Annotated in this window: 18 protein-coding genes and 1 pseudogene; 11 read left to right on the top strand and 8 right to left on the bottom strand. The window is 37.6% G+C overall.

Going from position 1 to position 23,479, the window contains the following annotated elements; genetic code table 11:
• From ABID23_RS05680 to ABID23_RS05655, 6 genes are all read left to right on the top strand, one after another.
• Nucleotides 1-568, top strand: a 568-nt coding sequence (locus tag ABID23_RS05680) for a phage antirepressor KilAC domain-containing protein (RefSeq protein ID WP_354190179.1), incomplete at its 5' end; no start/stop codon positions are given.
• A 13-nt stretch (nt 569-581) separates the two neighbouring features.
• Nucleotides 582-950 carry a hypothetical protein gene (locus ABID23_RS05675; RefSeq protein WP_354190177.1) on the top strand — a complete coding sequence of 123 codons (369 nt, stop codon included), beginning with the start codon at nt 582-584 and terminating at the stop codon, nt 948-950.
• A gap of 73 nt (nt 951-1,023) precedes the next feature.
• Nucleotides 1,024-1,839: a phage recombination protein Bet gene (gene bet / locus ABID23_RS05670; protein WP_354190175.1), complete on the top strand. Its 816-nt coding sequence runs from the start codon at nt 1,024-1,026 to the stop codon at nt 1,837-1,839.
• 1 nt (nt 1,840) lies between these two features.
• The gene (locus ABID23_RS05665; RefSeq protein ID WP_354190173.1) at nt 1,841-2,464 is read left to right on the top strand and encodes a lambda exonuclease family protein; all 624 of its coding nucleotides are present in this window, start codon (nt 1,841-1,843) and stop codon (nt 2,462-2,464) included.
• Nucleotides 2,465-2,576: 112 nt separating this feature from the next.
• On the top strand, nt 2,577-2,789 hold the full coding sequence (locus tag ABID23_RS05660) for a hypothetical protein (protein ID WP_354190171.1): 213 nt from the start codon (nt 2,577-2,579) through the stop codon (nt 2,787-2,789).
• Nucleotides 2,790-2,797: 8 nt separating this feature from the next.
• Nucleotides 2,798-3,841 carry a tyrosine-type recombinase/integrase gene (locus ABID23_RS05655; protein WP_354190169.1) on the top strand — a complete coding sequence of 348 codons (1,044 nt, stop codon included), beginning with the start codon at nt 2,798-2,800 and terminating at the stop codon, nt 3,839-3,841.
• A 272-nt stretch (nt 3,842-4,113) separates the two neighbouring features.
• Here ABID23_RS05655 and ABID23_RS05650 read toward each other — a convergent pair.
• Nucleotides 4,114-4,887 (bottom strand): annotated as a pseudogene (locus tag ABID23_RS05650) (class I SAM-dependent methyltransferase).
• A 675-nt stretch (nt 4,888-5,562) separates the two neighbouring features.
• On the opposite strand from ABID23_RS05650, the gene ABID23_RS05645 reads away from it, so the two are divergent.
• Nucleotides 5,563-6,777: an NADP-dependent isocitrate dehydrogenase gene (locus tag ABID23_RS05645; protein WP_354190167.1), complete on the top strand. Its 1,215-nt coding sequence runs from the start codon at nt 5,563-5,565 to the stop codon at nt 6,775-6,777.
• A 119-nt stretch (nt 6,778-6,896) separates the two neighbouring features.
• Nucleotides 6,897-8,324, top strand: a complete 1,428-nt coding sequence (locus ABID23_RS05640; RefSeq protein ID WP_354190165.1) for an MFS transporter — start codon at nt 6,897-6,899, stop codon at nt 8,322-8,324.
• Nucleotides 8,325-8,361: 37 nt separating this feature from the next.
• On the opposite strand, the gene ABID23_RS05635 is transcribed toward ABID23_RS05640, so the two are convergent.
• From ABID23_RS05635 to ABID23_RS05605, 7 genes are all read right to left on the bottom strand, one after another.
• Entirely contained in the window at nt 8,362-9,567 is a 1,206-nt protein-coding gene (locus tag ABID23_RS05635; RefSeq protein ID WP_354190163.1) for an MFS transporter, read from the bottom strand.
• A 669-nt stretch (nt 9,568-10,236) separates the two neighbouring features.
• Nucleotides 10,237-11,382 (bottom strand): tRNA guanosine(34) transglycosylase Tgt, encoded by a 1,146-nt coding sequence (tgt, locus tag ABID23_RS05630; protein WP_354190161.1) that lies wholly within the window; start codon nt 11,380-11,382, stop codon nt 10,237-10,239.
• A gap of 1,589 nt (nt 11,383-12,971) precedes the next feature.
• Nucleotides 12,972-13,484: a peptidylprolyl isomerase gene (locus tag ABID23_RS05625; protein ID WP_354190159.1), complete on the bottom strand. Its 513-nt coding sequence runs from the start codon at nt 13,482-13,484 to the stop codon at nt 12,972-12,974.
• Between the two features lie 19 nt (nt 13,485-13,503).
• Entirely contained in the window at nt 13,504-14,097 is a 594-nt protein-coding gene (locus ABID23_RS05620) for a peptidylprolyl isomerase (RefSeq protein ID WP_354190157.1), read from the bottom strand.
• A gap of 13 nt (nt 14,098-14,110) precedes the next feature.
• Complete coding sequence (gene coaD, locus ABID23_RS05615) at nt 14,111-14,605, bottom strand: pantetheine-phosphate adenylyltransferase (protein WP_354190183.1); 495 nt, start codon at nt 14,603-14,605, stop codon at nt 14,111-14,113.
• 33 nt (nt 14,606-14,638) lie between these two features.
• Nucleotides 14,639-17,410 carry a DNA gyrase subunit A gene (gene gyrA, locus ABID23_RS05610; protein WP_354190155.1) on the bottom strand — a complete coding sequence of 924 codons (2,772 nt, stop codon included), beginning with the start codon at nt 17,408-17,410 and terminating at the stop codon, nt 14,639-14,641.
• Between the two features lie 232 nt (nt 17,411-17,642).
• Nucleotides 17,643-18,161, bottom strand: a complete 519-nt coding sequence (locus ABID23_RS05605) for a single-stranded DNA-binding protein (RefSeq protein ID WP_354190153.1) — start codon at nt 18,159-18,161, stop codon at nt 17,643-17,645.
• A 340-nt stretch (nt 18,162-18,501) separates the two neighbouring features.
• Here ABID23_RS05605 and uvrA point away from each other — a divergent pair, with 340 nt between their 5' ends.
• The 3 genes from uvrA to glnA all read left to right on the top strand — a co-directional run bounded on the left by uvrA (nt 18,502) and on the right by glnA (nt 23,461).
• A complete protein-coding gene (gene uvrA, locus ABID23_RS05600) occupies nt 18,502-21,399 on the top strand; it encodes an excinuclease ABC subunit UvrA (RefSeq protein ID WP_354190150.1) in 2,898 nt (965 codons plus the stop codon).
• A gap of 254 nt (nt 21,400-21,653) precedes the next feature.
• Nucleotides 21,654-21,992 (top strand): P-II family nitrogen regulator, encoded by a 339-nt coding sequence (locus tag ABID23_RS05595; RefSeq protein ID WP_354190148.1) that lies wholly within the window; start codon nt 21,654-21,656, stop codon nt 21,990-21,992.
• A 59-nt stretch (nt 21,993-22,051) separates the two neighbouring features.
• A complete protein-coding gene (glnA, locus tag ABID23_RS05590; RefSeq protein WP_354190146.1) occupies nt 22,052-23,461 on the top strand; it encodes a type I glutamate--ammonia ligase in 1,410 nt (469 codons plus the stop codon).
• The last annotated feature ends 18 nt before the right edge of the window (nt 23,462-23,479 follow it).

Genomic DNA, 23,479 nt, shown 5'->3' with positions numbered 1-23,479 from the left:
GGAAGCGAACAATGCCATAGCAGTAGAATACTATCTTACCTTAGACATGGCGAAAGAGCTTGCCATGGTCGAGCGTAATAAAAAAGGAAAGCAAGTAAGAGAATACTTTATCAAATATGAGCGGCGTGCAAAGCAGGCAGCAACATCACAACTCAATCTTGCAAGTGCTTTAGCCCCCCCCCTCTTTGTTAAGAAACTACTTTTAGAAAGTGTTACACAAATAGAAAACTTAAAAAATGAGGTTAATACACTCAAACCAAAAGCAATGGCTCTTGAAAGCTTGCAACGCACTGATGGGCTCTTCGGTCTTATTACAGCTGCTAAAATTCTCCAAATGAAGCCAAAACAATTCATTCTCTTCTTACAGAAAAAGAGATGGATTTATCGAATAGCTTCTGGTGCTCCTTTGCTCCCTTATCAAGACAAAATCAAAAAAGGTCTTATGGATTGTCCAACCCACACAATTCAAACAAGAGAAGGGACAGAAAGAGTCGTTCCGACAGCTAAAATTACCACTAAAGGTATTGGTGTACTCTCTCAAGAACTGAAAACACAGGGCGTACATTAAAAGGAGACAAATCATGGTAAAAAAATACGATTTTACTAATGAAATAATTGAATTTGATGGATACCTTATGCTTTACCGCATACGTGCTTTAAAAAATTTTGGTAAAGTAAAAAAAGGTGATCTTGGGGGCTGGATAGAGCATGAAGGCAATTTAAGTCACGAGGGAGATTGCTGGGTTTATGATGATGCCAAGGTATATTATGGTGCAAAGATTTACGATAGTGCTAAGGTTTATGATAACGCACAAATTTATGGAAATGTAATTATTGATAACCATTCAAGAATTTATGGAGATGTCAGAATTTTTGATAATTCAAAAACTTGTCAACAAGCTATGACCGCCCGAGGCGTCTCTTCAGAAAAGTATATCATTCCTTTCTAACAATACAAACCAACTTTTAACACAAGCGTGATTCACGCCACGGGAAAACTGTACGCAAATAAAGGAAAAAAACATGACCTATTCTCCCCTAACTATTATGGCAAATAAATATGGATTTTCTGATGAAAAGTTTCGCAAAGCAATCGTTAAAACTTGTGTTAGCTCCAAATATAGTTGCACATTCTCTGATGAAGAATTTGCTGTTTTTATTTCTATTGCCAATACTTATGGGCTTAATCCTCTTACAAAAGAAATCTATGCCGTTCCTAAAAAAGGCGGAGGAATTATCCCTATTGTCTCCGTTGACGGTTGGATTAAGATCATTAAATCTAACCCTCAATTTGATGGAATGACCTTTCAAGATCAACTCGATAAAGACGGTAATCTCATTGCCATTAAATGTGCTATTCGTCTCAAAGGAATTAAAGACCCTATCGAGGTTACCGAATATTTATCAGAATGTAAGCAAGCAACGGACATGTGGAATAAATACCCAGCCCGTATGTTACGCCATAAAGCCACTATACAATGTGCTCGTTACGCTTTCGGCTTTGCAGGCATTTATGAAGAAGATGAAGCGGCTCGTATTAATGACACCACACAAGGACAACTTGTTTCTCATGATACACTTATGCAAATCAAACAATTAATAAACATCACTCAAACAGAAGAAGAAAAAGTACTGACTTATGCAAAAGTCAAAAGCCTTGAAGATCTCCCTGATCAAAAAGCACTAGAGATTTTGAATACTTTGAAAGATAGACAGAAGGTTCAAGCAGAACAATCTCACACACAACAAAAGCAAATAAACGCGCCTATACAAGATGCAGAATATATTCATATCCAAGATATTGAATATGCACCAACACAACAACAAACGGCAGTGTAAAATGGAACAAAGAACAGCAGAATGGTTTCAAGCCCGCTTGGGAAAAGTTACCGCTTCAAATATTTATAACATACTGAGTAAAACAGCAAAAAGATTGCCGACAAGCAAATATGAAGACTACAAAATCAAACTTATAACAGAGCGTTTAACCGGTGAAGTAAGCCAATTGTATATAACACCGGCTATGCAATGGGGCATTGAACATGAAGAGAATGCGCTCAAAGAATACGAATTCATTTATGATACAGAGGTCACGCAATGTGGTTTCATCCAACATCCTACAATCAAAATGGCAGGGGCAAGCCCTGATGGTCTGATTGGCGAACATGGGTTAGTAGAGATTAAATGCCCACAATCAATCAACCATGTACGCTTTTTTATAGATGATGAAATCAAGCCCGAATATAGCGCACAAATGCAATTTCAAATGGCGTGTACCGGACGTCAATGGTGTGATTTTATCAGTTATGACCCGCGTTTTGTAGGAAAAGCGTCTCATCTCCGTATGAAAATTAAACGTATCCACCGTGATGAGAAATATATTGAAGAGCTTAATCAAGCTGTTGAAGCCTTTTTAGTAGAAATAGAACGAGAGATAAAACAACTCTCTACAAAAGCTGCTTAAACTTTATGAGGGTGCACCTAGTCTCCAGCACTCCCACCCTTTCATAACAACTTTCAAAATATGCGTGATTCACGAAACGGGTGAATTGCATCTCAATGTAAGGAGAATAGATATGGCACCACGCCTTGCTACCATAACACAGCCTGCTATTGCACGTGCTTTACGAGAAGCAAAAAAACAAGGTTGCGAATTGATAGAAATAAAACCGACCGGTGAATTACTCATCTATCTGAAAACAAATATCCCATTACCAAACTCAACAACACATCAAGATAAACTATGGAATTTATCACGTGATGACTATGACTTTGATATCGTCTTATAGGTAATCACATGCCAAAACCACGCCCCCCTCATCTTGTGAAACAAATTACCCAACATGGCAAAATCATATGGTATGTACGTATTGGTCATGGAAAACGTATTAGAATACGTGGCACCTATGGAACGCAAGAGTTTGTTGACAACTACAAAAGCGCACTTGCCGAATTACAAGGGCTTATACTGCCAAAATCAAAAACTGGTAAACTTGTTGAAGGGTCATTTGCATGGCTGCTTAAACAATACTTTAACAGCTCTAATTGGCATAATTATGCTAAAGTCACCAAAAAACAAAACCAACTCATTCTTATGAAGGTGTGCGACTCCGTAGGAAATATTCCATACCAAGCAATTAATAAAAAACATATCATAGCTGGCGTTGAACGACGCAAAGAAACACCAGCAATGGCTATAAGCTTCCTGAAAGCCCTTAATGGACTTTTTAATTGGGCGATTGACCAAGGTCTTTTAGAAAGCAATCCAACCGTAGGAGTAAAAAGACCAGCCCTTCGCAACAAAGATGGCTTTGCTGTTTGGACAGAAGAAGATGTTGAGAAATATTATCACAAATGGCATCATGGTACTCATGAACGCGTTTGGATTGATGTTCTTCTTTACACGGGGTTGCGTCGTGGTGATGCGGTTCGTATTGGTTGGAAAGACGTGAAAGATAACATCATTCATATAAAAACAGAGAAAAGCAAATTCCAAACAGATGTTTTTCTTCCTATTTTACCGGAATTAGCCAAAACGCTTGAAGCTGGTCCTATTGGTGAGACAACATTCATCTGTAGTAAAACGAATAAAAAATTTATCAAAGAACACTTTGGGAATGCCTTTAGAGAAGCTTGTAACACAGCTGGAGTTAAAAAATCAGCGCATGGTTTAAGAAAATTAGCAGCAACACGTGCCGCTAATTCGGGGGCAACAGTATCACAACTCAAAGCACTTTTTGGCTGGACCAATGATGCTATGGCAGCTCTCTACACAAAGAGTGCAGACCGTAAAAAACTCGCTCTTGAAGCCATAAAAAAGCTTCAAAAAGATGGGGGATAGAGGCAAAAAAACGTAATAGAATCAAGACTAAACTATTCCCTTACATTAAACATAGCTTTTTGATTTTATTTACTCTCTACCCGCCCCTTGGGCGTACCATGTGTTTTTCTACTGTACATAATCTATTGGTTTTATAGATCTTTTTTAAGAAAAGAAATGTATGGATATGATTAGCAATAGAGCTTTTTTATACGTCTTTTACAGGCGTGTTTTCTGTTTATCACCGACTCTGCTACACCAAAAAATATAGAAGAAATAAGCATAGTATAAAATTATCTTGCATACATGTAGAGTTCACTTCGATACAAAATCTCCAATTTTCCCTGCACTTCATATTGCTTTATCAATGCAACCAATTGCCGTAAATATTCTTCTCCATAATTGGCAATAGCACACTGCGCTTGAGTTGAAAAGCAACTCATTCCAATAAAAGCTTCAGATGGAATCGTCATTGTCCAACTGTGTGTATGTAGAACAACCTTTTCCAGATTTACCCCAAAGCCATCACTCATTTCCTGTAAAAAATCAAAATTACGATAATAACGGGAATAGTTAGGGATCATTGCTTCTAGCAATGCCTCATAAGCAGCAAAAAATTCACTATACTTAAAATCACGATTGTTTTGAATGACTGCCGTGATACCACCGGTTCGAAGTTGGGATGAAACAGTACAAAGCAACTTAGGGCGATCCATCCACTGAAATGCCTGCGCCGCAATAACAAAATTGATTTTTCCAATTTGGAGCAATAAGCTCTCGGCTTGACCTTGATACCGCTTGACAGTAGGAAACTTTCTTTGCCCCTATTTAATCATATCTGTCGATATATCAACGTGATATTGATGTTCTTTCCCCAGAAGTTCAATAATCCCCTCTAATGCGATGCCTGTCCCCGCTCCTACATCCACGATGGACAAATGTTTTTTAACTTTAAAGGGGAGTAACATTGTTTTAAATAAGGTAAGAGGATAACGCGGACGATAGAGATCATAATCATCAGCCAGTCCATCAAATTTTTCAATTTTAGATTGAGTAGTTTGTTTCATAGAAGGTTATCCTCCTTACAATTGCTGACATAAATTGGTTAATAATTTCCTCTTTTGTTAGTATTTAAGCATCATAAATATATGTTAAAATAAATTCCATAAAAATACGAAGCCTATAAATTATATCAGCATAACGCGTGTAATCTGTTTTTAAAGTGAGTTCTTTTTTTACCATTTGTTGACTTTAAAAGACTTAAAAAGTTTCTAGAATATTCTGAAAAACTCACCCAAAATTCAATGGATATGATATATCCGTACAGCTCAATTTATGTCATGAGCTTTTTTATTAAGACACATAAAGTACAACTCTAAAGTGAGCACAATAATATCAGATTTATGGCTTTATTCGTATAATAAAACAGATCAGAAAAATATTAAAATAGTACAAATTTATCAATAAATTAAATTATATTTTTGACAAAAAGAATAAATAAAATCTATATGCTCAACAGATATTTCCTCAGCCATACATTGAACAGAAATCCCAGCGACTACACAATTGCGGCAGGCATATTAGACTTTTAGTGATATTACTTCTCAACAAAGTTTGATACCTTATGATAATAGGTTATGATGAGTATTACACATGTCCTCTCTCATATTCTTGTTTTTACTTTCCATTATAAGCCTGAAAGTGTTATAAAATAATATTACTTAAATAAAAAAGGACTTCTAATGGCAAAGATCAAAGTAGAAAATCCCGTCGTTGAACTCGATGGGGATGAAATGACTCGTATCATCTGGAAATACATCAAAGATAAATTGATCCATCCTTATCTCGATATTGATCTTAAATATTACGATCTTTCCGTCGAAAATCGAGATAAAACCAATGATCAGGTCACTGTCGATGCTGCCAATGCTATTAAAAAATATGGTGTTGGTATAAAATGTGCAACCATCACACCAGATGAAGCACGTGTTAAAGAATTCAACTTGAAAAAAATGTGGAAATCCCCCAATGGCACGATCCGTAATATTTTAGGGGGGGTCATTTTTCGTGAACCTATTATCTGCAAAAATGTTCCACGTCTTGTTCCTAACTGGACAAAGCCAATTATTATTGGACGTCACGCGTTTGGTGACCAATATAAAGCAACGGATTTCACGTTCCCGAGCAAAGGAAAGTTAAGTATTAAATTTGTCGGTGACGACAACCAAGTCATTGAGCATGATGTCTTTAACGCTCCAAGTGCCGGAATTGCCATGGCTATGTATAACCTTGATGATTCGATTCGTGACTTCGCTCGAGCATCATTTAATTATGGACTACAGAGAAATGTTCCCGTCTACCTTTCAACAAAAAATACCATTCTGAAAGCTTACGATGGCCGTTTTAAAGACATCTTTCAAGAAATATTTGATACAGAGTTTAAAGTTGAATTCGAAAGTCGCAAATTATATTATGAACATCGCTTAATTGATGACATGGTAGCCTCTGCACTGAAATGGTCGGGAGGATACGTGTGGGCTTGTAAAAACTACGATGGTGATGTGCAATCAGATATCGTTGCTCAAGGCTTTGGTTCCCTTGGTCTCATGACATCTGTTCTCATGACACCAGACGGTAAAATTGTGGAAGCAGAAGCTGCGCACGGAACAGTGACGCGTCATTACCGTCAACATCAGAAAAATGAAGAAACATCAACAAATTCTATTGCATCTATTTTTGCTTGGACACGTGGGCTAGCACATCGCGCTAAGCTGGATAACAATGAAAAATTAAAAAAATTTGCTACAACACTAGAAAAAGTGTGTATTAAAACAGTTGAAGACGGTTTCATGACCAAAGATCTCGCACTTTTAATTGGACCGAAACAAAAGTGGCTTTCCACAACAGGTTTCCTTGAAAAAATTGACGAAAATCTTAAAAAAGCAATGGACCATTAAATCAAGTTATCATTAAATTTCAAAGCTCTGCAAAAAAGAGCTTTGAATCTTCTCTTGGCAAATTTCAATAATTATCTTATAAGCGAAAAAGGGCAACTTTTTACTGAGTAGAAAGAACAGTGACACAACAAAGCTGGTCCGCGCTTTTATTGGGTAAAAATGGCATTCGTTTTTTAACGTTTGCAGGAGGTGTTCTGTTATATGCTACGAACATCTATATTGTTATTACTATATTACCTTCTCTTATGAGTGATATTGGTGGTGAGGTGTATTATTCTTGGGTAGCAACTATTTTTATCACAGCATCACTTCTTGGAACTTCATTCGCAACAAAAATATTAGAAAAAGTAGGTCCCCGCAAAGCTTATGTTATTGCTGCAGTTCTCTTTACTGTTGGGAGTTTTATGTGTAGTGCAGCATCAACTATGCCGTTATTTTTAGTAGGACGCTTTATCCAAGGGTTTGGAGGTGGCTCTTTACTATCCCTCTCCTATTCTATGGTACGTATTATTTTTACTGCACCTCTCTGGTCCCGCGCATTGAGTGTTATTTCTGGAATGTGGGGAATATCCACCCTATTAGGGCCAGCGATCGGTGGCATTTCTGTACACTATGGTGTATGGAGATTATCCTTTTTGGTCATTGGTTTATTAGCAATCATCTTTTCTTTTATAGCTCTTAAAATCTTACCAAAAGAAAATGAAAATAATTTTCCAACAGCTCCCCTTCCCCTCGCGCAGCTCTCCACACTTATTCTATTGATTTCTATCATTTCTACTGGAGGAGCTATAAACAGCACATCTGCAAAAATTTGTGGGCTTATTATCGGATTGAGTTTTCTTTTTATTCTAGCAAAAATTGAATCATCAACGCTTTATCCTATGTTACCACGCCACTCTTTTTCCTTTTCTTCTGAGTTCTTTCCTGTTTACGCATTAATGCTTATTATGACTATAACTGTATATAGTATAGAGCTTTATTTGCCACTCTTTCTTCAGGAGCTCCATAAACTACCTCCACTTATTGCTGGTTATATGGCAGCACTTATGAGTCTTGGTTGGACATGTGGTGCCTTATCAAGTGCCAGTGTATCTACAAAAAAGATCTGTAGAATTACTATATATTCTCCTATATTAAACCTGTTAGGTATAAGCATTCTTTTATGGCTCATTCCAACAAAAATGCCCACATCTGCACATATTTTTATCATTTGCATCACATTATTTTCTATTGGAATAAGTGCAGGTATAGCATGGCCGCATTTGTTAACAAGAATTTTGCGATGTGCGAATGATGAAGATGCCCTACGGGCCAGCGAATCTCTTACCTCTGTACAATTATTTTCAGCGGCACTAAGTGCGACACTCGCTGGGACAATAACCAACCTTTTTGGTCTCTTTAATCCTGGTGGAATATTAGGAATGATTTCCGCAGCAAAAGCGCTTCTTATTGTGCTCATCAGTCTTTTATTTTTTCTTGCTTTTCCATTTGCTTTGCGCATTTCCTATAGAATATTTAAAAACCCAACAGGACAATCAGATAAATGAATAAAAAGGGCCTTTTTCTTAATAAAGAGAAGAAAAATTAGTCGTGCTTTTCCATAAACCATGAAAAAGAAAAGATCAACAGCCCCAATAGAGTTAAAACAGCCCCAACAATAGCGGTATACTCATAACCATAACCTAACTTCAAAACCCATGCTCCAGATTCTGCTCCAAGAGCATTTGCAATATTAAAAGCAGATTGCATTAAGGCTCCTGCTAAGATCTGTCCATGAAGAGAAATATCCATAATTTTGGTTTGTATAGAAGGCATTGCTGCAAAAGAAGTCCCAACAAGAAAGCATCCTAATGCAGCAGTTAATGGAGCATAGGATAAAAAGAAAAAAAGAAAAAAGACAAATGTACTCCAAACCATAGAAAAAAATATCACTGGTGAAATGCCAATTTTAACTGCAAATTTAGGACCACATAGATTACCAACCACCATCCCAAGTCCCACTAACGGCATAATAAATGGTACAAAATCAAGCGAAATACCAGAAACGTGCGTTAATGTTGACTTAATATAGGTAAAAACAGAAAACAATCCTGATGCTCCAACTGAAACCATCGCCAAGAGAAGCCATACCTGTTTTTGCCTTAATGCATAAAACTCACGGAAAAGACTTGTTTTTGAGGTATGTAAATCTGCAGGTAAAAACTTCAAAATAAGTAAACAACACAATAACGCAATAATGCCAACGAAGATAAAAGCAACCTGCCATCCAACAAGCTGACCAAGCCATGTTGCTCCTGGTGCTCCTAAAACGGTCGCAATTGTTAAACCAAGCATTACATACCCAACAGCTTTAGAACGCGTTTTTATTTCTACCATTGAAGCAGCAACCATCGTAGCAAGACCGAAATAAATGCCATGTGGAAGACCACTCATAAACCGCAATACCACTAATATGCTAAAATCAGAAAAAAAAGCAGTGATAATATTTGCCAATGCATAAAAAAACATCAATCCTATCAAAACCAATTTACGTGATAATTTAGCTGTTATAATAGCCAAAAGAGGCGCTCCAATCATTACACCCAATGCATATGCAGAAACATATTGACCAGCTGTAGGAATATCGACATATGAGCTTCGTGCCATCTCCGGCTGTAATCCCATTGCAACAAATTCTGCAGTTCCAATAGCAAAACTTCCCACTCCAAGAGCTAAAATTGCCAAACGTCGTGTTCTCGAATCAGTTTCTAATAAAAAAGTGTTTTTGTTATAAGGGTTATTTATTGCCATCACTTTATATAGTACATCTTAAGTATAAAGATTTATAGTATAAGTAAATATCTAATATTTTTAAAATAAGTATTATATTATATTATATACATAAACTATTTTTGACTAAATAGAGGAAAAAATATTATAATGAATAGAATAAATCCAATTAGAGTGGCATTATTATCAGAAAATAATATACTTTCCACTTTTCAACACGAATCATTTGTGTTTTTAAAACCTTCAGCTCAGCTAAAATCAGTTTTCCATCACTTATAAAGGTACATCACATTGCAATATGAATTTCTAAAAACTTTCCAACGAAAGAATTTTATCATTCTTACACACAAATAAGCCTGATCCTTGTCATTATTTAACAACAAAAAACATTCTCCCCCTCAAAAAACACAATTTTCATACTTCTTTAAGAGTTCGCTAACACCTCATTAACATTGTTGATTTAAACAGTCACCAGAAACAGAAACAAACTGTTTTTCTCCGGATCAGGTAACGCGTACCGGAGTAACAGTTTCTGTTTGCGATTACAATTGTAGAATAATAGAGATCAATAAAGCTGTATATTAGAATTTTTGATTTGGGTGGCTTTATTCTCTTAAAAAGCATTTTTCACTTTATTTTTAGTCGTTTTTTAAGAAAAATAAATTCAAAAACATGAAACAAAGAAAAACATCATACATGAGTGCTACGATCAATACTTTGGCGTCCTCTTGCCCATAAAGCACGCGTTTCCGCACAAAAGTCAGCATAACATCCTTCTTCAATAGCATCACGAATACCTTGCATAAGCTGCTGATAATAAAACAGATTATTCCAAGTCAATAACATACCACCAAGAGCTTCACCAGATTTAGTTAAATGATGCAAATAAGCACAACTATAATCGGATGCAGCTGGACAAAGTGACTGTGGGTCAAGGGGACGTGGATCCTCTGCATAACACGCATTGCGCAAATTAATTCTACCAAAACGTGTAAAAGCTAAACCATGACGCCCCGCACGCGTCGGCATAACACAATCAAACATATCAATGCCACAAGCAACACTATGCAAAATATCATCAGGCGTTCCAACCCCCATAAGATAGCGTGGCTTATCTTCTGGCAAAATCGGACAAGTCGTATCTAATACAGCTGTCATCACACTCTGCGGCTCACCAACAGCAAGTCCTCCAACAGCATAACCTTTCAAATCCATCTCTTTTAATGCTTGGGCAGAACGTTCACGCAGTTTCATATTATCACCACCTTGAACAATACCAAACATCGCTTTTTCTGGCTGATCACCAAAAGCTGTCTTACAACGCTGCGCCCACCGTAACGAAAGCTCCATAGCAGCTTCCATTTCCTTTTCACTTGCAGGTAGTGCAATACATTGATCTAACTGCATCTGGATATCAGCATTAAGAAGCCCTTGAATTTCGATAGAACGCTCTGGACTCATTTCATAATATGTTCCATTAATATAAGAGCGAAAAAGCACACCTTGCTCTGTGATTTTACGGATTCCCGCAAGCGACATAACCTGAAATCCACCAGAATCTGTCAAAATAGGTCCAAACCAGCGCGAAAATTCATGTAATCCCCCTAAACGGGCAACACGCTCTGCCCCTGGACGCAACATTAAATGATAAGTATTGCCCAAAATAATATCTGCTCCAAGACCACGTATCTGATCCATATACATGGCCTTAACGGTTCCTGCCGTTCCAACTGGCATAAATGCAGGAGTGCGCACACAACCACGCCCTGTTATAATTTCACCACGACGCGCACGACCATCTTGAGCAATTTTCCTATAATGAAATGTTTTTTTCATCACTTTTATCTTTTTACTTCCATAAAGTCATATCCCTCTTATCAATTTCATCATAAAATTTACAGATTAATTCTCGTGTTACTAAACATCGTTACGAGCATAAAGAATGAAAAAATATAAACAAAATTAAGCTATATGCACAATCAAAATGATAATATGACTTCACAGAAAAAGTACTGAAAATAGCTGACAACAACAATATAAGCCTCTAAAATAGCTATGCTGATTTCCGTAGCTTTAAGAAAACTATTTATTTTTTTAATTAAGGCCTATGTCTTATAAAGGTAATTTATTATTTATACGTTTAGTAATCAACTCAAAGATCACTAAAGTTGCCTAAATCTATTTAAATTGAGAAACAATACAAAACCATTTCAGAAAGAGCTAAAATGCCTCTTCAAAAAGATCAATGTAAAAGCTATCATAATATGAGAAACTAACAAGTATAATCATGATACTGACTTTTACAATATATTCAGTCAAACCTATTCTCAGTTGTATTCTGTGCTGAGTTTCTTTTTATCAATGTAAATTTCCTAATCTCTACCAGTGATTAAAATGTATGAAAATAAAATCGTTATTTTTCAAATATAAATAAAATCACTTTTTAAATAAGAGAAACGAAACACTATGCTTTATGTTTTCTGACTTTCTCTCATAAATTCATAGGCCCCCACACAAAACAACGACAATATAATATTACCATTTTTAAACGGGATAATCAGGCTAAAACAATATTACATCAGTATAAGACTTAAGATACCCTCCTTACTGGTGCGCTTTCTTTAAAGAAAGCTTTTGCAACCGGTTCTCAAGCTCATTTCATAACCTATCGCTCAATGATATAATAAAGCCAATTGAATACCAATATCTTTACATTTATGTAAGATACAAACCAACACCGTCATTCTATTTACGAACTCAGGAATCGTTTTTCAATAGCCTCTACATTGAAACTACGCATGAAAAGGATTTTACTCTCTTCTCAAACTATTTTTTCCCACATCTCAACCTCACTTATGACATAAAAATGAAAAGTTCTATTCAATTGAATAGAGACAACATAGTGATTTATAAACATTATTCATATTGAATGCGTGACGCGGTTAACATAAGATTCCCTCACTTTAAGTCTGTTTATGTTAACCTCATCAGAATTATATCCTAACAATGCATAAACGGAATTGGCGTGCGGAAAAATGAGGCAAGAAAGAACAAAAATACCCCTATATGTCAATGTAAGGACGATCACAACGCATCGACAAACTGGCAAATAGAATAATGGTGCTCAATAACTTTACTGTTATAACACCACTGCGAATAAACTTGAGATGCCTTTTATGAAAACAAACGTGTGAAGCTGCAACAACAATAACATTCTATTGACGTGAAGAGTGCCCCTACAGAACACATACCTTAATCTGATCACCTCTAAAAACGACAAAGATTCATATGAAAGAAAACGCACAATAGCTTAAATTTCTTACGGATAAAGTTTGTATGAATAGATCTTATGTCATCACACTTGAGATAAAAAAACAGACACACCTCTACTAAATATTCTTAGAACGAAAACTGATATAATGATACTATTTTGTATCTGCAGCAATTGTCGCTTTGATGATGGCATCAGGATCTACAACAGGTTCACCACGCTTTATTTGATCGATATTTTCCATACCTTCAATAACTTGCCCCCATATAGAATATTGACGATCAAGCCAAGGAGCATCAGCAAAGCAAATAAAAAACTGAGAATTAGCAGAATTCGGATTCTGACTACGTGCCATAGAAACTGTACCACGCTTATGAGAAAGATTTGAAAATTCTGCTGTTAAATCCGGCTTTTCTGAACCACCCATACCCGCACGTGATAAATTAAATTTTTCACTGTCTTTTTTTCCAAACTGCACATCACCAGTTTGAGCCATAAAACCATCAATAACGCGATGAAAAATAACGTTATCATAAGCCCCTTCACGCACAAGCTCCTTAATACGCGCAACGTGACCAGGTGCCAGATCAGCAAGAAATTCAATAACAACTCTTCCCTTTGTTGTTTCAAGAATTAGAGCATTTTCTAGGTCTTTAATTTCGGCCATATGGCTAAACTCCTTCGTTTTATCTATCAGATTGCAAAGTGGCAGCATGAATAACATCAGGATTTTTTACAGATCCATTATTAGTTGTGGTGCCTTTTTTAATTTTATCAACAACATCCATTCCTTCTATGACCTCCCCAACCACAGTATACTGACCATTTAAAAAAGCAGCATCATCAAAACAAATAAAAAATTGAGAATTCGCAGAGTTCGGATCTTGTGCACGCGCCATCCCAACGGTACCACGCTTAAATGGCTGCTTTGAAAACTCTGCTGGTATATTGGGATAATTGGAACCTCCCATACCAACACGTTTAGGATCATAATCTGAGCTGTCTTTTTTTCCAAACTTTACATCACCAGTTTGTGCCATAAACCCCGGAATAACACGGTGAAATACAACCTTGTCGTAAGCACCTTCTCTTGTTAATTTTTTGATTTGTTCCACATGCTTTGGTGCTAAATCTGGGCGAAGACGAATAACCACATCACCATATTTGAGAGATAAAACAAGAACGTTAGAATCATCAATCACATGAGAATCATTTGCTACAGCCCCCAATGAAAAGAAACACAAGAGACATGTCAAAATAGCAAAAATTCTAAGATACATAATCATTTTCTCCTTAAGACTGAAACTTTAACCGCAAAGCTCTCGCAACATTTTCAGGTACAAAAGGTGCCACATCACCTCCCATAGAAGCAATTTGTCGTACCAACGTGGAAGTTATGACGCGTTCAGAAATGCCTGCTGGCAAAAAAACAGTTCGTAATTTGGGCGCTATCACACTATTCATTCCTGCCATTTGCATTTCATAATCAAAATCAGTTCCATCACGTATCCCACGAATAAGAAATGAAGCGCCTATCTCACGAGCCTTATCAATTAAAAGAGTATGAAATGAAATAACCTGTAACCGCTCAGAATCTATATTGAGCAAATTTTCCCCCACTTGGGTAATTAAATCAACACGCTCTTCAAAACTAAAAAGTGGTTTTTTTTTAGCCTGTTCTCCTATAGCCACAACCACCTTATCAGCTAACACAAAACTCCCTTTTAAAATATCAAGATGGCCATTTGTAAAAGGATCAAAGGAACCTGCATAAAGAGCAATTTTCACCATTTTACTCTGTATCCTTCCAAGTAGCTTCTCTTAACACGCATCAACCGTATCAGATTTTTTTTCAGCTTCATCATCTAATTGATTATCATCATCTTCAGATTCAGAAATATGCTCAACCGATACGACTTTTTCCCCTTCAGCTGTATTGAAGATTGTCACGCCTTTAGTTGAACGACCGGTGATACGAATACCATCAACAGGAACACGAATAAGCTGCCCCCCATCTGATACCAACATAATTTGATCTTGTGCCTTTACAGGAAAGGCTGCCACTAATTTACCAATTTCAGCTGTCTTAGATGGGGCTGTTGCACGGATACCTTTACCACCACGCCCAGAAATTCGAAATTCATACGAGGAAGATCGTTTCCCATAACCAAACTCACTCACCGTTAACAGCATCTGTTCACGCGCATGAAGCTCTGCATAACGTTCCTCTGTCAACTCTGTTTCGACTTCTTCGCCCTCTTCATCAAGAGTCACAATATCTTCAGTATCAGCACCAGCAGCACGTCGTTCATTAATCACACGTTTGACATAAGAAGAACGTTCAGCCGATGTAGCCTCAACATGCTCCAAGAGTGTCATCGAAATGACTTTATCACCATTAGCCAAATTAATACCACGAACCCCCACCGAATTACGCCCTACAAAAACACGAACCTCAACAACTGGAAAACGAATACATTGTCCATTCGCCGTTGTCAGCACGACATCATCATCTTCTGTACAAGTTTCAACAGAAAGAATTTCATCTCCTTCTTCATCAAGTTTCATGGCAATTTTTCCATTACGATTCACTTGAACAAAATCTGATAATTTATTACGTCGTACAGTTCCACGTGTTGTTGCAAACATAATATCCAGTTCACTCCAACGCGCTTCATCTTCTGGTAAAGGCATAATGGTTGTTATGCGTTCACCTTGCTGTAAGGGAAGCAAATTAATCAAAGCACGCCCACGCGATTGTGGTGTTCCTAATGGCAAACGCCAAACTTTTTCCTTATAAACAATTCCACGTGAAGAAAAGAATAAAACCGGCGTATGCGTGTTCGCTACAAATAATCGCGTTACAAAATCCTCGTCTTTTGTAGACATCCCAGAACGCCCTTTACCACCGCGACGCTGCGCACGATATGTATTGAGAGGAACACGCTTAATATAACCACTATGACTAACTGTTACCACCATATCTTCTGGTGCAATCAGATCCTCACTATCCATCTCAGCGCTACCAAAGCCAAATACAGTACGTCGAGGCGTTGCAAATTCCTCACGAAGCGCCCTTAATTCATCCTTAACAATACCCATGATACGCACGCGTGAAGACAAAATATGAAGATAATCAGTAATATCGACACCAATTTTATTCAATTCATCCGCAATTTCATCACGCCCAAGTGCCGTCAACCTTTGCAAACGCAATTCTAAAATAGCACGCGCTTGCTCTTCAGATAAATTGTAAGTATTATCCTCATGAATAATATGACGAGGATCATCAATAAGCTTAATTAAAGGTGCCACGTCAGCAGCTGGCCAGCGCCGCTCCATTAATTGTGCGCGTGCGGTCTGCGGATCAGGTGCGTTGCGAATAAGCGCTATAACTTCATCAATATTAGCAACAGCAAGTGCAAGACCAACTAAAACATGCGCACGCTCACGCGCTTTACGCAAAAGATATTTTGTTCGCCGACTGACAACCTCTTCACGGAAAGAAACAAATGCACGCAACATATCTAGCAACGCCATCTGTTCAGGTTTTCCTCCATTCAAGGCAACCATATTACAACCAAAAGAGGTTTGTAATGGCGTATAACGATACAATTGATTCAAAACAATTTCAGCAACAACGTCTTTCTTCAGCTCAATAACCACGCGATATCCATCACGATCAGATTCATCACGCAAATCAGAGATTCCTTCAATACGTTTATCACGCACCAATTCGGCCATTTTCTCAATCATTGTTGCTTTATTAACTTGATAAGGTATTTCACTCACAATGATTGCCTGTCGACCATTGCGAATTTCTTCAATATCAACCTTAGCACGCATGATAATTGAACCACGCCCCGTTTCATAAGCAGAACGGACTCCAGAATGCCCCAGAATAATACCACCCGTGGGAAAATCAGGACCAGGAATAATTTCGATAACTTCATCAAGCGTTATATTTGGATTATCAATCAACGCAATACAAGCATCAACAACCTCACCAAGATTATGGGGAGGAATATTGGTTGCCATTCCCACAGCAATACCACCTGAACCATTGACCAAAAGATTAGGGAAACGCGCTGGTAAGACGACAGGTTCCCGTTCTCGCCCATCATAATTATCCTGAAAATCAACAGTCTCTTTATCAATATCAGCGAGAAGTTCTTCTGAAACCTTTTCTAAACGACACTCTGTGTAACGCATTGCTGCAGGTGGATCACCATCAACAGAACCAAAATTTCCTTGACCATCAATCAACGGATTTCTCAAAGAAAAATCCTGTGCCATACGCACTAAAGCATCATAAATTGAAGCATCACCATGGGGATGAAACTTCCCCATAACTTCACCAACAACACCTGCAGACTTACGATAAGGCTTATTAAAAGAAAGCCCCATTTCATTCATAGCATGAAGAATACGCCGGTGAACAGGTTTAAGACCATCACGCACATCTGGAAGTGCACGCGAAACAATCACGCTCATCGCATAATCAAGGTAGGAGCGTTGCATCTCATCAATAATACTAACGGGTTCAATACCGGTCAGCACATCACGCTCAGGTGGTGGAGTAAGATCGGTCACTTTTTCAAGACTTTCGAATAAAGAATCATTTTACCTCTTATTTATATCGAAAAACACACTAAAAAGCCAATTTTGCCCCTGTAACAAACAAGAAGTTTAACAATAATTTTCAATATATTACTTATTAATATTAAAAGTCATAGAGAAAATAAACAAAACCAACTTCGATGAAAGTTGAAAAACTTAAAACAAACCACAAAAAAGCAATAAAAATACTGCCCTTTAAAAACCATCAAAAAGGGACATCATCATCTAATTTATGTGAAAAACTATCTTCTGCTTGGCTATTATTTTGACCAAAAGCACCTCTTTGACTTGAGCCACTTTCACCAAAACTACCGCTGGCATAACCGCCACCTGCTTGATTCATTCCTTGCATAGAATCTCCTCCACTCGCTCCACGCCCATCAAGCATTTGGAGCTCGCCACGATATTTTTGCAGCACAACCTCTGTTGTATAACGGTCATTACCATTTTGATCTTGCCATTTTCGTGTCTGCAATTGCCCTTCAATGTAAATTTTACTACCCTTTTTTAAATATTGTTCTGCAATTTTAACAAGATTTTCATTAAAAATAACAATACTATGCCACTCCGTTCGTTCTTTTCGTTCATTTGTATTACGATCACGCCAACTTTCTGAAGTTGCAATACGCAAATTTGCCACTTGATCGCCAGAATTCAAGCGACGAATTTCAGGATCTGCACCAAGATTACCAATCAAAATAACTTTATTAAGGCTACCAGCCATCGCATAAACTCCAAATTTTAATCCGCAAAATAATCTTTATTATAGAGTGGTTATTACCATTTTCACCGTATCATTTTATATATACAATTGACCTTCAGTGTGGATTTTGCTACCCTTCCTAAAATGTTTTATCGTATGATTATAGCAAAAGATGATAACAACGCATAGTTTATTCCATCATCAGAAAATAAAAAAATTATCCTCTACGTTTTCTTCCTCAAATTTGTTTTATTAACCCTATGAAAACAGTTAAATAGATTGTAACTTAAACAACAATTTTATTCTCTTGTTAATGCTCAAGCTTTTTACATATGCCAATTACATATGCCAAGGATAAAATATGGCTCCTCAAAAATATATTTCCATTCGCGGTGCCCGTGAACATAACCTCAAAAATATTGATCTTGATCTCCCTCGTGACAAACTGATTGTTATCACAGGACTTTCTGGATCAGGAAAATCATCTTTAGCTTTTGATACAATTTACGCCGAAGGTCAACGTCGCTATGTTGAAAGCCTTTCTGCCTACGCACGGCAATTTCTGGAGGTTATGCAAAAACCTGATGTGGACAGAATAGACGGTCTTTCTCCTGCTATCTCCATTGAACAAAAAACAACAAACCGCAACCCTCGCTCAACGGTAGGAACTGTTACTGAAATCTACGACTATATGCGCCTTCTGTTTGCACGCATTGGCATTCCTCATTCCCCTACTACAGGACTTCCTATTGAAAGCCAAACTATAAGCCAAATGGTTGATCAAATTATGGCATTACCAGAAGGTACACGAGTTTTTATTATGGCGCCTCTGGTGCGAGGACGAAAGGGAGAATATAAAAAAGAGCTAATTGAACTTTTAAAAAAAGGATTCCAACGCGCAAAAGTTGATGGAAAGTTCTACGAAATCCCAGATATTCCTCCTCTTGATAAAAAATATAAACACGACATAGATATCGTCGTGGATCGCATTGTTGTTCATGACAACATTGCCTCTCGCTTAGCAGACAGTATAGAAATCTGTTTACAACTTGCAAATGGCCTCGCAGTCGCTGAAATGGCAGACCACCCCCTGGCACAAAAAGAAACGGCAAAAGAATCTGCCCATAAATCAAAAAATGAAACGCACAAAAGACTTATTTTTTCAGAAAAATTTTCCTGCCCAGTATCTGGATTTTCCATACCCGAAATTGAACCACGCCTATTTTCGTTTAATAATCCTTTTGGCGCTTGTCCACTTTGCGATGGACTTGGCATCAAAAAGACAATAGATCCGACAAAAATTGTACCAAATAAAAACCTTACTTTAGAAAATGGAGCAATTGCACCTTGGTCAAAATCATCTTCACTCTACTATAGCCAAACCTTAGAAGCATTAGGAAAAGTTTATGAATTTAAACTTACGGACAAATGGTGTGTACTTTCTGATGAAGCAAAACACGCTGTCCTTTATGGTACCAAAAAAGAAATCTCCTTTATTTATAAAAATGATTTATCTTCGCATAAAACAACCCAACACTTTGAAGGTATCATCCCTAATATGGAACGACGATGGAAGGAAACTGATTCAACGTGGTTACGTGAAGAAATCGAACATTATATGTCTTCTTCCCCCTGTCCCGCTTGTCATGGTTATCGTTTAAAACCAGAAGCATTAGCTATTAAAATCCATGGAATGCATATTGGGCAAATATCAGAACTATCAATCCTTAAAGCAGATGATTGGTTCGCCAATATTCATCAGTATCTCACGGAAAAACAACGTAATATTGCAGTACGTATTTTAAAAGAGATTCGTGAGCGCTTGGCTTTTTTAAATCATGTAGGACTTGAATACCTCACCTTATCTCGAAACTCGGGAACTCTTTCAGGAGGCGAAAGTCAACGTATCCGATTAGCGTCTCAGATTGGCTCTGGTCTGACAGGTGTTCTTTATATTTTAGATGAACCATCCATCGGTTTACACCAACGCGATAACGAACGCCTTCTAAAAATGCTGCACCACCTGCGTGATCTTGGCAATACGGTTATTGTCGTTGAACATGATGAAGATGCCATTCGCACAGCAGACCATGTGGTTGATATGGGCCCTGCTGCAGGTATTCATGGTGGAGAAGTCATCGCACAAGGTACACCGCAAGAAATTATAGAAAATCCATCTTCTCTCACCGGTCAATACCTTTCAGGAAAAATGGCTATTCAAGTGCCGAAACAACGACGTAAAATATCGAAATCAAAAACACTTAAAGTTATTGGAGCACGCGGAAATAGTCTCAAAAATATTAATGTTCATATTCCTCTTGGAACTTTCACATGCATTACTGGTGTTTCAGGTGGGGGAAAATCAACATTTCTCATTGAAACTCTTTTCAAAGCTGCATCACATCATATCATGGGCAGTCATCACAGCCCCGCAACCTATGACAAAATTGAAGGGCTTGAATTTCTCGATAAGGTCATTGATATCAACCAGTTACCGATTGGGCGTACGCCACGCTCTAATCCAGCAACCTATACAGGAGCATTTACCCCGATACGTGAGTGGTTCGCCGAACTTCCAGAATCAAAAGCCCGTGGTTATAAAGCAGGACGTTTTTCATTTAATGTAAAGGGAGGACGCTGCGAGGCATGTCAAGGTGATGGTGTGATAAAAATTGAAATGCACTTTTTACCTGATGTTTATGTAACTTGCGATGTCTGTCATGGAAAACGCTATAATCGAGAAACGCTGGAAGTCAAATTTAAAGGGCAATCTATCGCCGATATTTTAGATATGACAATCGAAAAAGCAGAGGAATTCTTCCAAGCCATCCCCAGTATTCACAATAAAATGAAAACCCTTATTAAAGTCGGTCTCGGCTATATCAAAGTAGGACAACAAGCCACAACTCTTTCTGGTGGTGAAGCCCAGCGTATAAAGCTCGCCAAAGAACTTTCTCGCAAAACAACAGGACGTACCCTATACATTCTGGATGAACCAACAACAGGTCTGCATTTTTATGATATTTCTAAACTCCTTGAAGTTCTGCATGAGCTTGTTGAGCAAGGTAACACAATCCTGATCATTGAACACAACCTTGACGTTATAAAAACAGCCGACTGGATTATTGATTTAGGACCAGAAGGAGGAGATCGCGGTGGTGAAATTGTTGCTGTTGGGCGTCCTGAAGATATCATTCAGGTTCCGACTTCCTATACGGGAAAGTTTTTAAAAGAGGTCCTGCAACGTCGACCTTTATAAAAGTTTCATTTTTAAAACAGCCTCTATTACAAAATGCGGTACAATAAAATCACGCATCCTTTAAATACATTATTCTTTACAAACAAAGAAAAAAACACATCACACTACACTGCAAGAAAAACTTTGCTTACAACATATTTTGATGACATAATTTTTGACTTTCTGTGTACAAAGTATCTATTGAACAGCGCACAGTTGCCAATATAGTATGATGCAGTCTAAAAGGACAAAATAACGTTGGAGATAATTTCAGCATGAAAAAGATTGAAGCCATCATAAAACCTTTCAAGCTTGATGAAGTGAAAGAAGCACTTCAAAAAATTGGTCTACATGGTATTACCGTAACAGAAGCGAAAGGTTTTGGTCGTCAAAAAGAGCACACAGAGCTTTATCGCGGTGCTCAGTATGTTGTTGACTTTCTACCCAAAGTAAAAATTGAAATTGTTGTTGCCGATGAAAAATTGGAGCAGGCTGTTAATACAATACGTACAGCAGCTCAAACAAAGCATATTGGAGATGGCAAAATATTTGTTTTTTCCATTGATGATGCCATTCATATCGGCACGAACGAAACTGGAATAGATGCCCTTTAAATAAATGAAAAAGTTTCTTACTTCTTTATTTACCTTGCTCTCACATAAGGAAATTAAATATGACAACCGCATCAGATATTATCAAACAGATTGCAGACAACGAAATTCGTTTTGTTGATTTACGTTTTACTGATCCGCGAGGAAAGTTACATCATATCACAATGGATATCGCAGAAATTAGCGAAGATACATTTATTGATGGCGTTATGTTTGATGGTTCTTCAATTGTCGGATGGAAGACAATTAATGAATCTGATATGGTTTTGATGCCAGATCCGGAAACAGCACATATTGATCCTTTTTTTGCACAATCAACTTTAGTCATATTTTGTGATATACTTGACCCAGTTTCAGGAGAATTTTATCGCAGGGATCCTCGCTCTATTGCCAAAAGAGCTGAAGTGTATATGAAATCTCTTGGGATCGGCGATACAATTAATGTCGGTCCAGAGGCGGAATTTTTTATCTTTGATGATGTTCGCTATAAAACGGATCCTTACAATACAGGATTTAAACTCGACTCAAGTGAACTTCCCTCCAATGATGATACGGAATATGAAGTAGGAAACCTTGGACATCGTCCACGAATGAAGGGAGGGTATCTTCCCGTTCCACCTATTGATTCCTGTCAAGACATGCGCTCTGAAATGCTCAGCGCCCTTAAAGATATGGGAGTTCGTGTTGAAAAACACCATCACGAAGTCGCAGCCGGACAACATGAACTGGGCATTCGCTTTGATACACTTGTTCGCGAAGCTGATAAGATGCAAATCTTTAAATATGTTGTACATCAAATAGCAAACAGCTACGGGAAAACAGCAACTTTCATGCCAAAACCAGTTTTTGGTGATAACGGTTCAGGTATGCATGTTCACATATCCATTTGGAAAGATGGAAAGCCAATTTTTGCGGGGAATGAATATGCCGGACTATCAGAAATCTGTCTATTCTTTATTGGTGGTGTCATTAAACACGCAAAAGCAATCAACGCCTTTACCAATCCATCGACAAACTCCTACAAACGTTTAGTTCCAGGTTATGAAGCTCCTGTTCTCTTAGCTTATTCTGCTCGTAATCGTTCTGCATCTTGTCGTATCCCCATGAGTCCTTCACCAAGTTCAAAACGTGTAGAAGTGCGTTTTCCAGACCCAACAGCAAATCCCTATTTAGCATTTGCAGCGCTTTTAATGGCTGGTCTTGATGGAATTAAAAATAAAATTCATCCTGGACACGCTATGGACAAAGATCTTTATGATCTTCCCTTAAAAGAGCTTAAAGAAATCCCTACAGTTTCAGGAAGCTTGCGTGAAGCATTGGAAGCGCTTGATAAGGATCGTAGTTTTCTTAAAGCCGGCGACGTTTTTGACGATGACCAAATTAACTCTTTCATTCAAGTAAAAATGCAAGAAGTTTTACGCTATGAAACAACGCCCCACCCTGTTGAATTTGATATGTATTATTCTATTTAGAACAATAGGTTATTCTTT

It is taken from the genome of Bartonella silvatica, assembly GCF_040545155.1.
GTDB classification, from domain to species: domain Bacteria; phylum Pseudomonadota; class Alphaproteobacteria; order Rhizobiales; family Rhizobiaceae; genus Bartonella; species Bartonella silvatica.
Note: the sequence above shows the minus strand (reverse complement) of the source record. Positions and strands in the feature narration are given on the sequence as shown.

Excerpts from the sequence above, each read along its gene's own strand:
- glnA (WP_354190146.1), top strand. The coding sequence starts at position 22,052 with ATGACAACCGCATCAGATATTATCAAACAGATTGCAGACAACGAAATT.
- uvrA (WP_354190150.1), top strand. The coding sequence starts at position 18,502 with ATGGCTCCTCAAAAATATATTTCCATTCGCGGTGCCCGTGAACATAAC.
- bet (WP_354190175.1), top strand. The coding sequence starts at position 1,024 with ATGACCTATTCTCCCCTAACTATTATGGCAAATAAATATGGATTTTCT.
- ABID23_RS05635 (WP_354190163.1), bottom strand. The coding sequence starts at position 9,567 with ATGGCAATAAATAACCCTTATAACAAAAACACTTTTTTATTAGAAACT.
- ABID23_RS05605 (WP_354190153.1), bottom strand. The coding sequence starts at position 18,161 with ATGGCTGGTAGCCTTAATAAAGTTATTTTGATTGGTAATCTTGGTGCA.
- ABID23_RS05675 (WP_354190177.1), top strand. The coding sequence starts at position 582 with ATGGTAAAAAAATACGATTTTACTAATGAAATAATTGAATTTGATGGA.
- ABID23_RS05660 (WP_354190171.1), top strand. The coding sequence starts at position 2,577 with ATGGCACCACGCCTTGCTACCATAACACAGCCTGCTATTGCACGTGCT.
- tgt (WP_354190161.1), bottom strand. The coding sequence starts at position 11,382 with ATGAAAAAAACATTTCATTATAGGAAAATTGCTCAAGATGGTCGTGCG.
- ABID23_RS05655 (WP_354190169.1), top strand. The coding sequence starts at position 2,798 with ATGCCAAAACCACGCCCCCCTCATCTTGTGAAACAAATTACCCAACAT.
- ABID23_RS05595 (WP_354190148.1), top strand. The coding sequence starts at position 21,654 with ATGAAAAAGATTGAAGCCATCATAAAACCTTTCAAGCTTGATGAAGTG.
- ABID23_RS05665 (WP_354190173.1), top strand. The coding sequence starts at position 1,841 with ATGGAACAAAGAACAGCAGAATGGTTTCAAGCCCGCTTGGGAAAAGTT.
- ABID23_RS05645 (WP_354190167.1), top strand. The coding sequence starts at position 5,563 with ATGGCAAAGATCAAAGTAGAAAATCCCGTCGTTGAACTCGATGGGGAT.
- ABID23_RS05620 (WP_354190157.1), bottom strand. The coding sequence starts at position 14,097 with ATGTATCTTAGAATTTTTGCTATTTTGACATGTCTCTTGTGTTTCTTT.
- ABID23_RS05625 (WP_354190159.1), bottom strand. The coding sequence starts at position 13,484 with ATGGCCGAAATTAAAGACCTAGAAAATGCTCTAATTCTTGAAACAACA.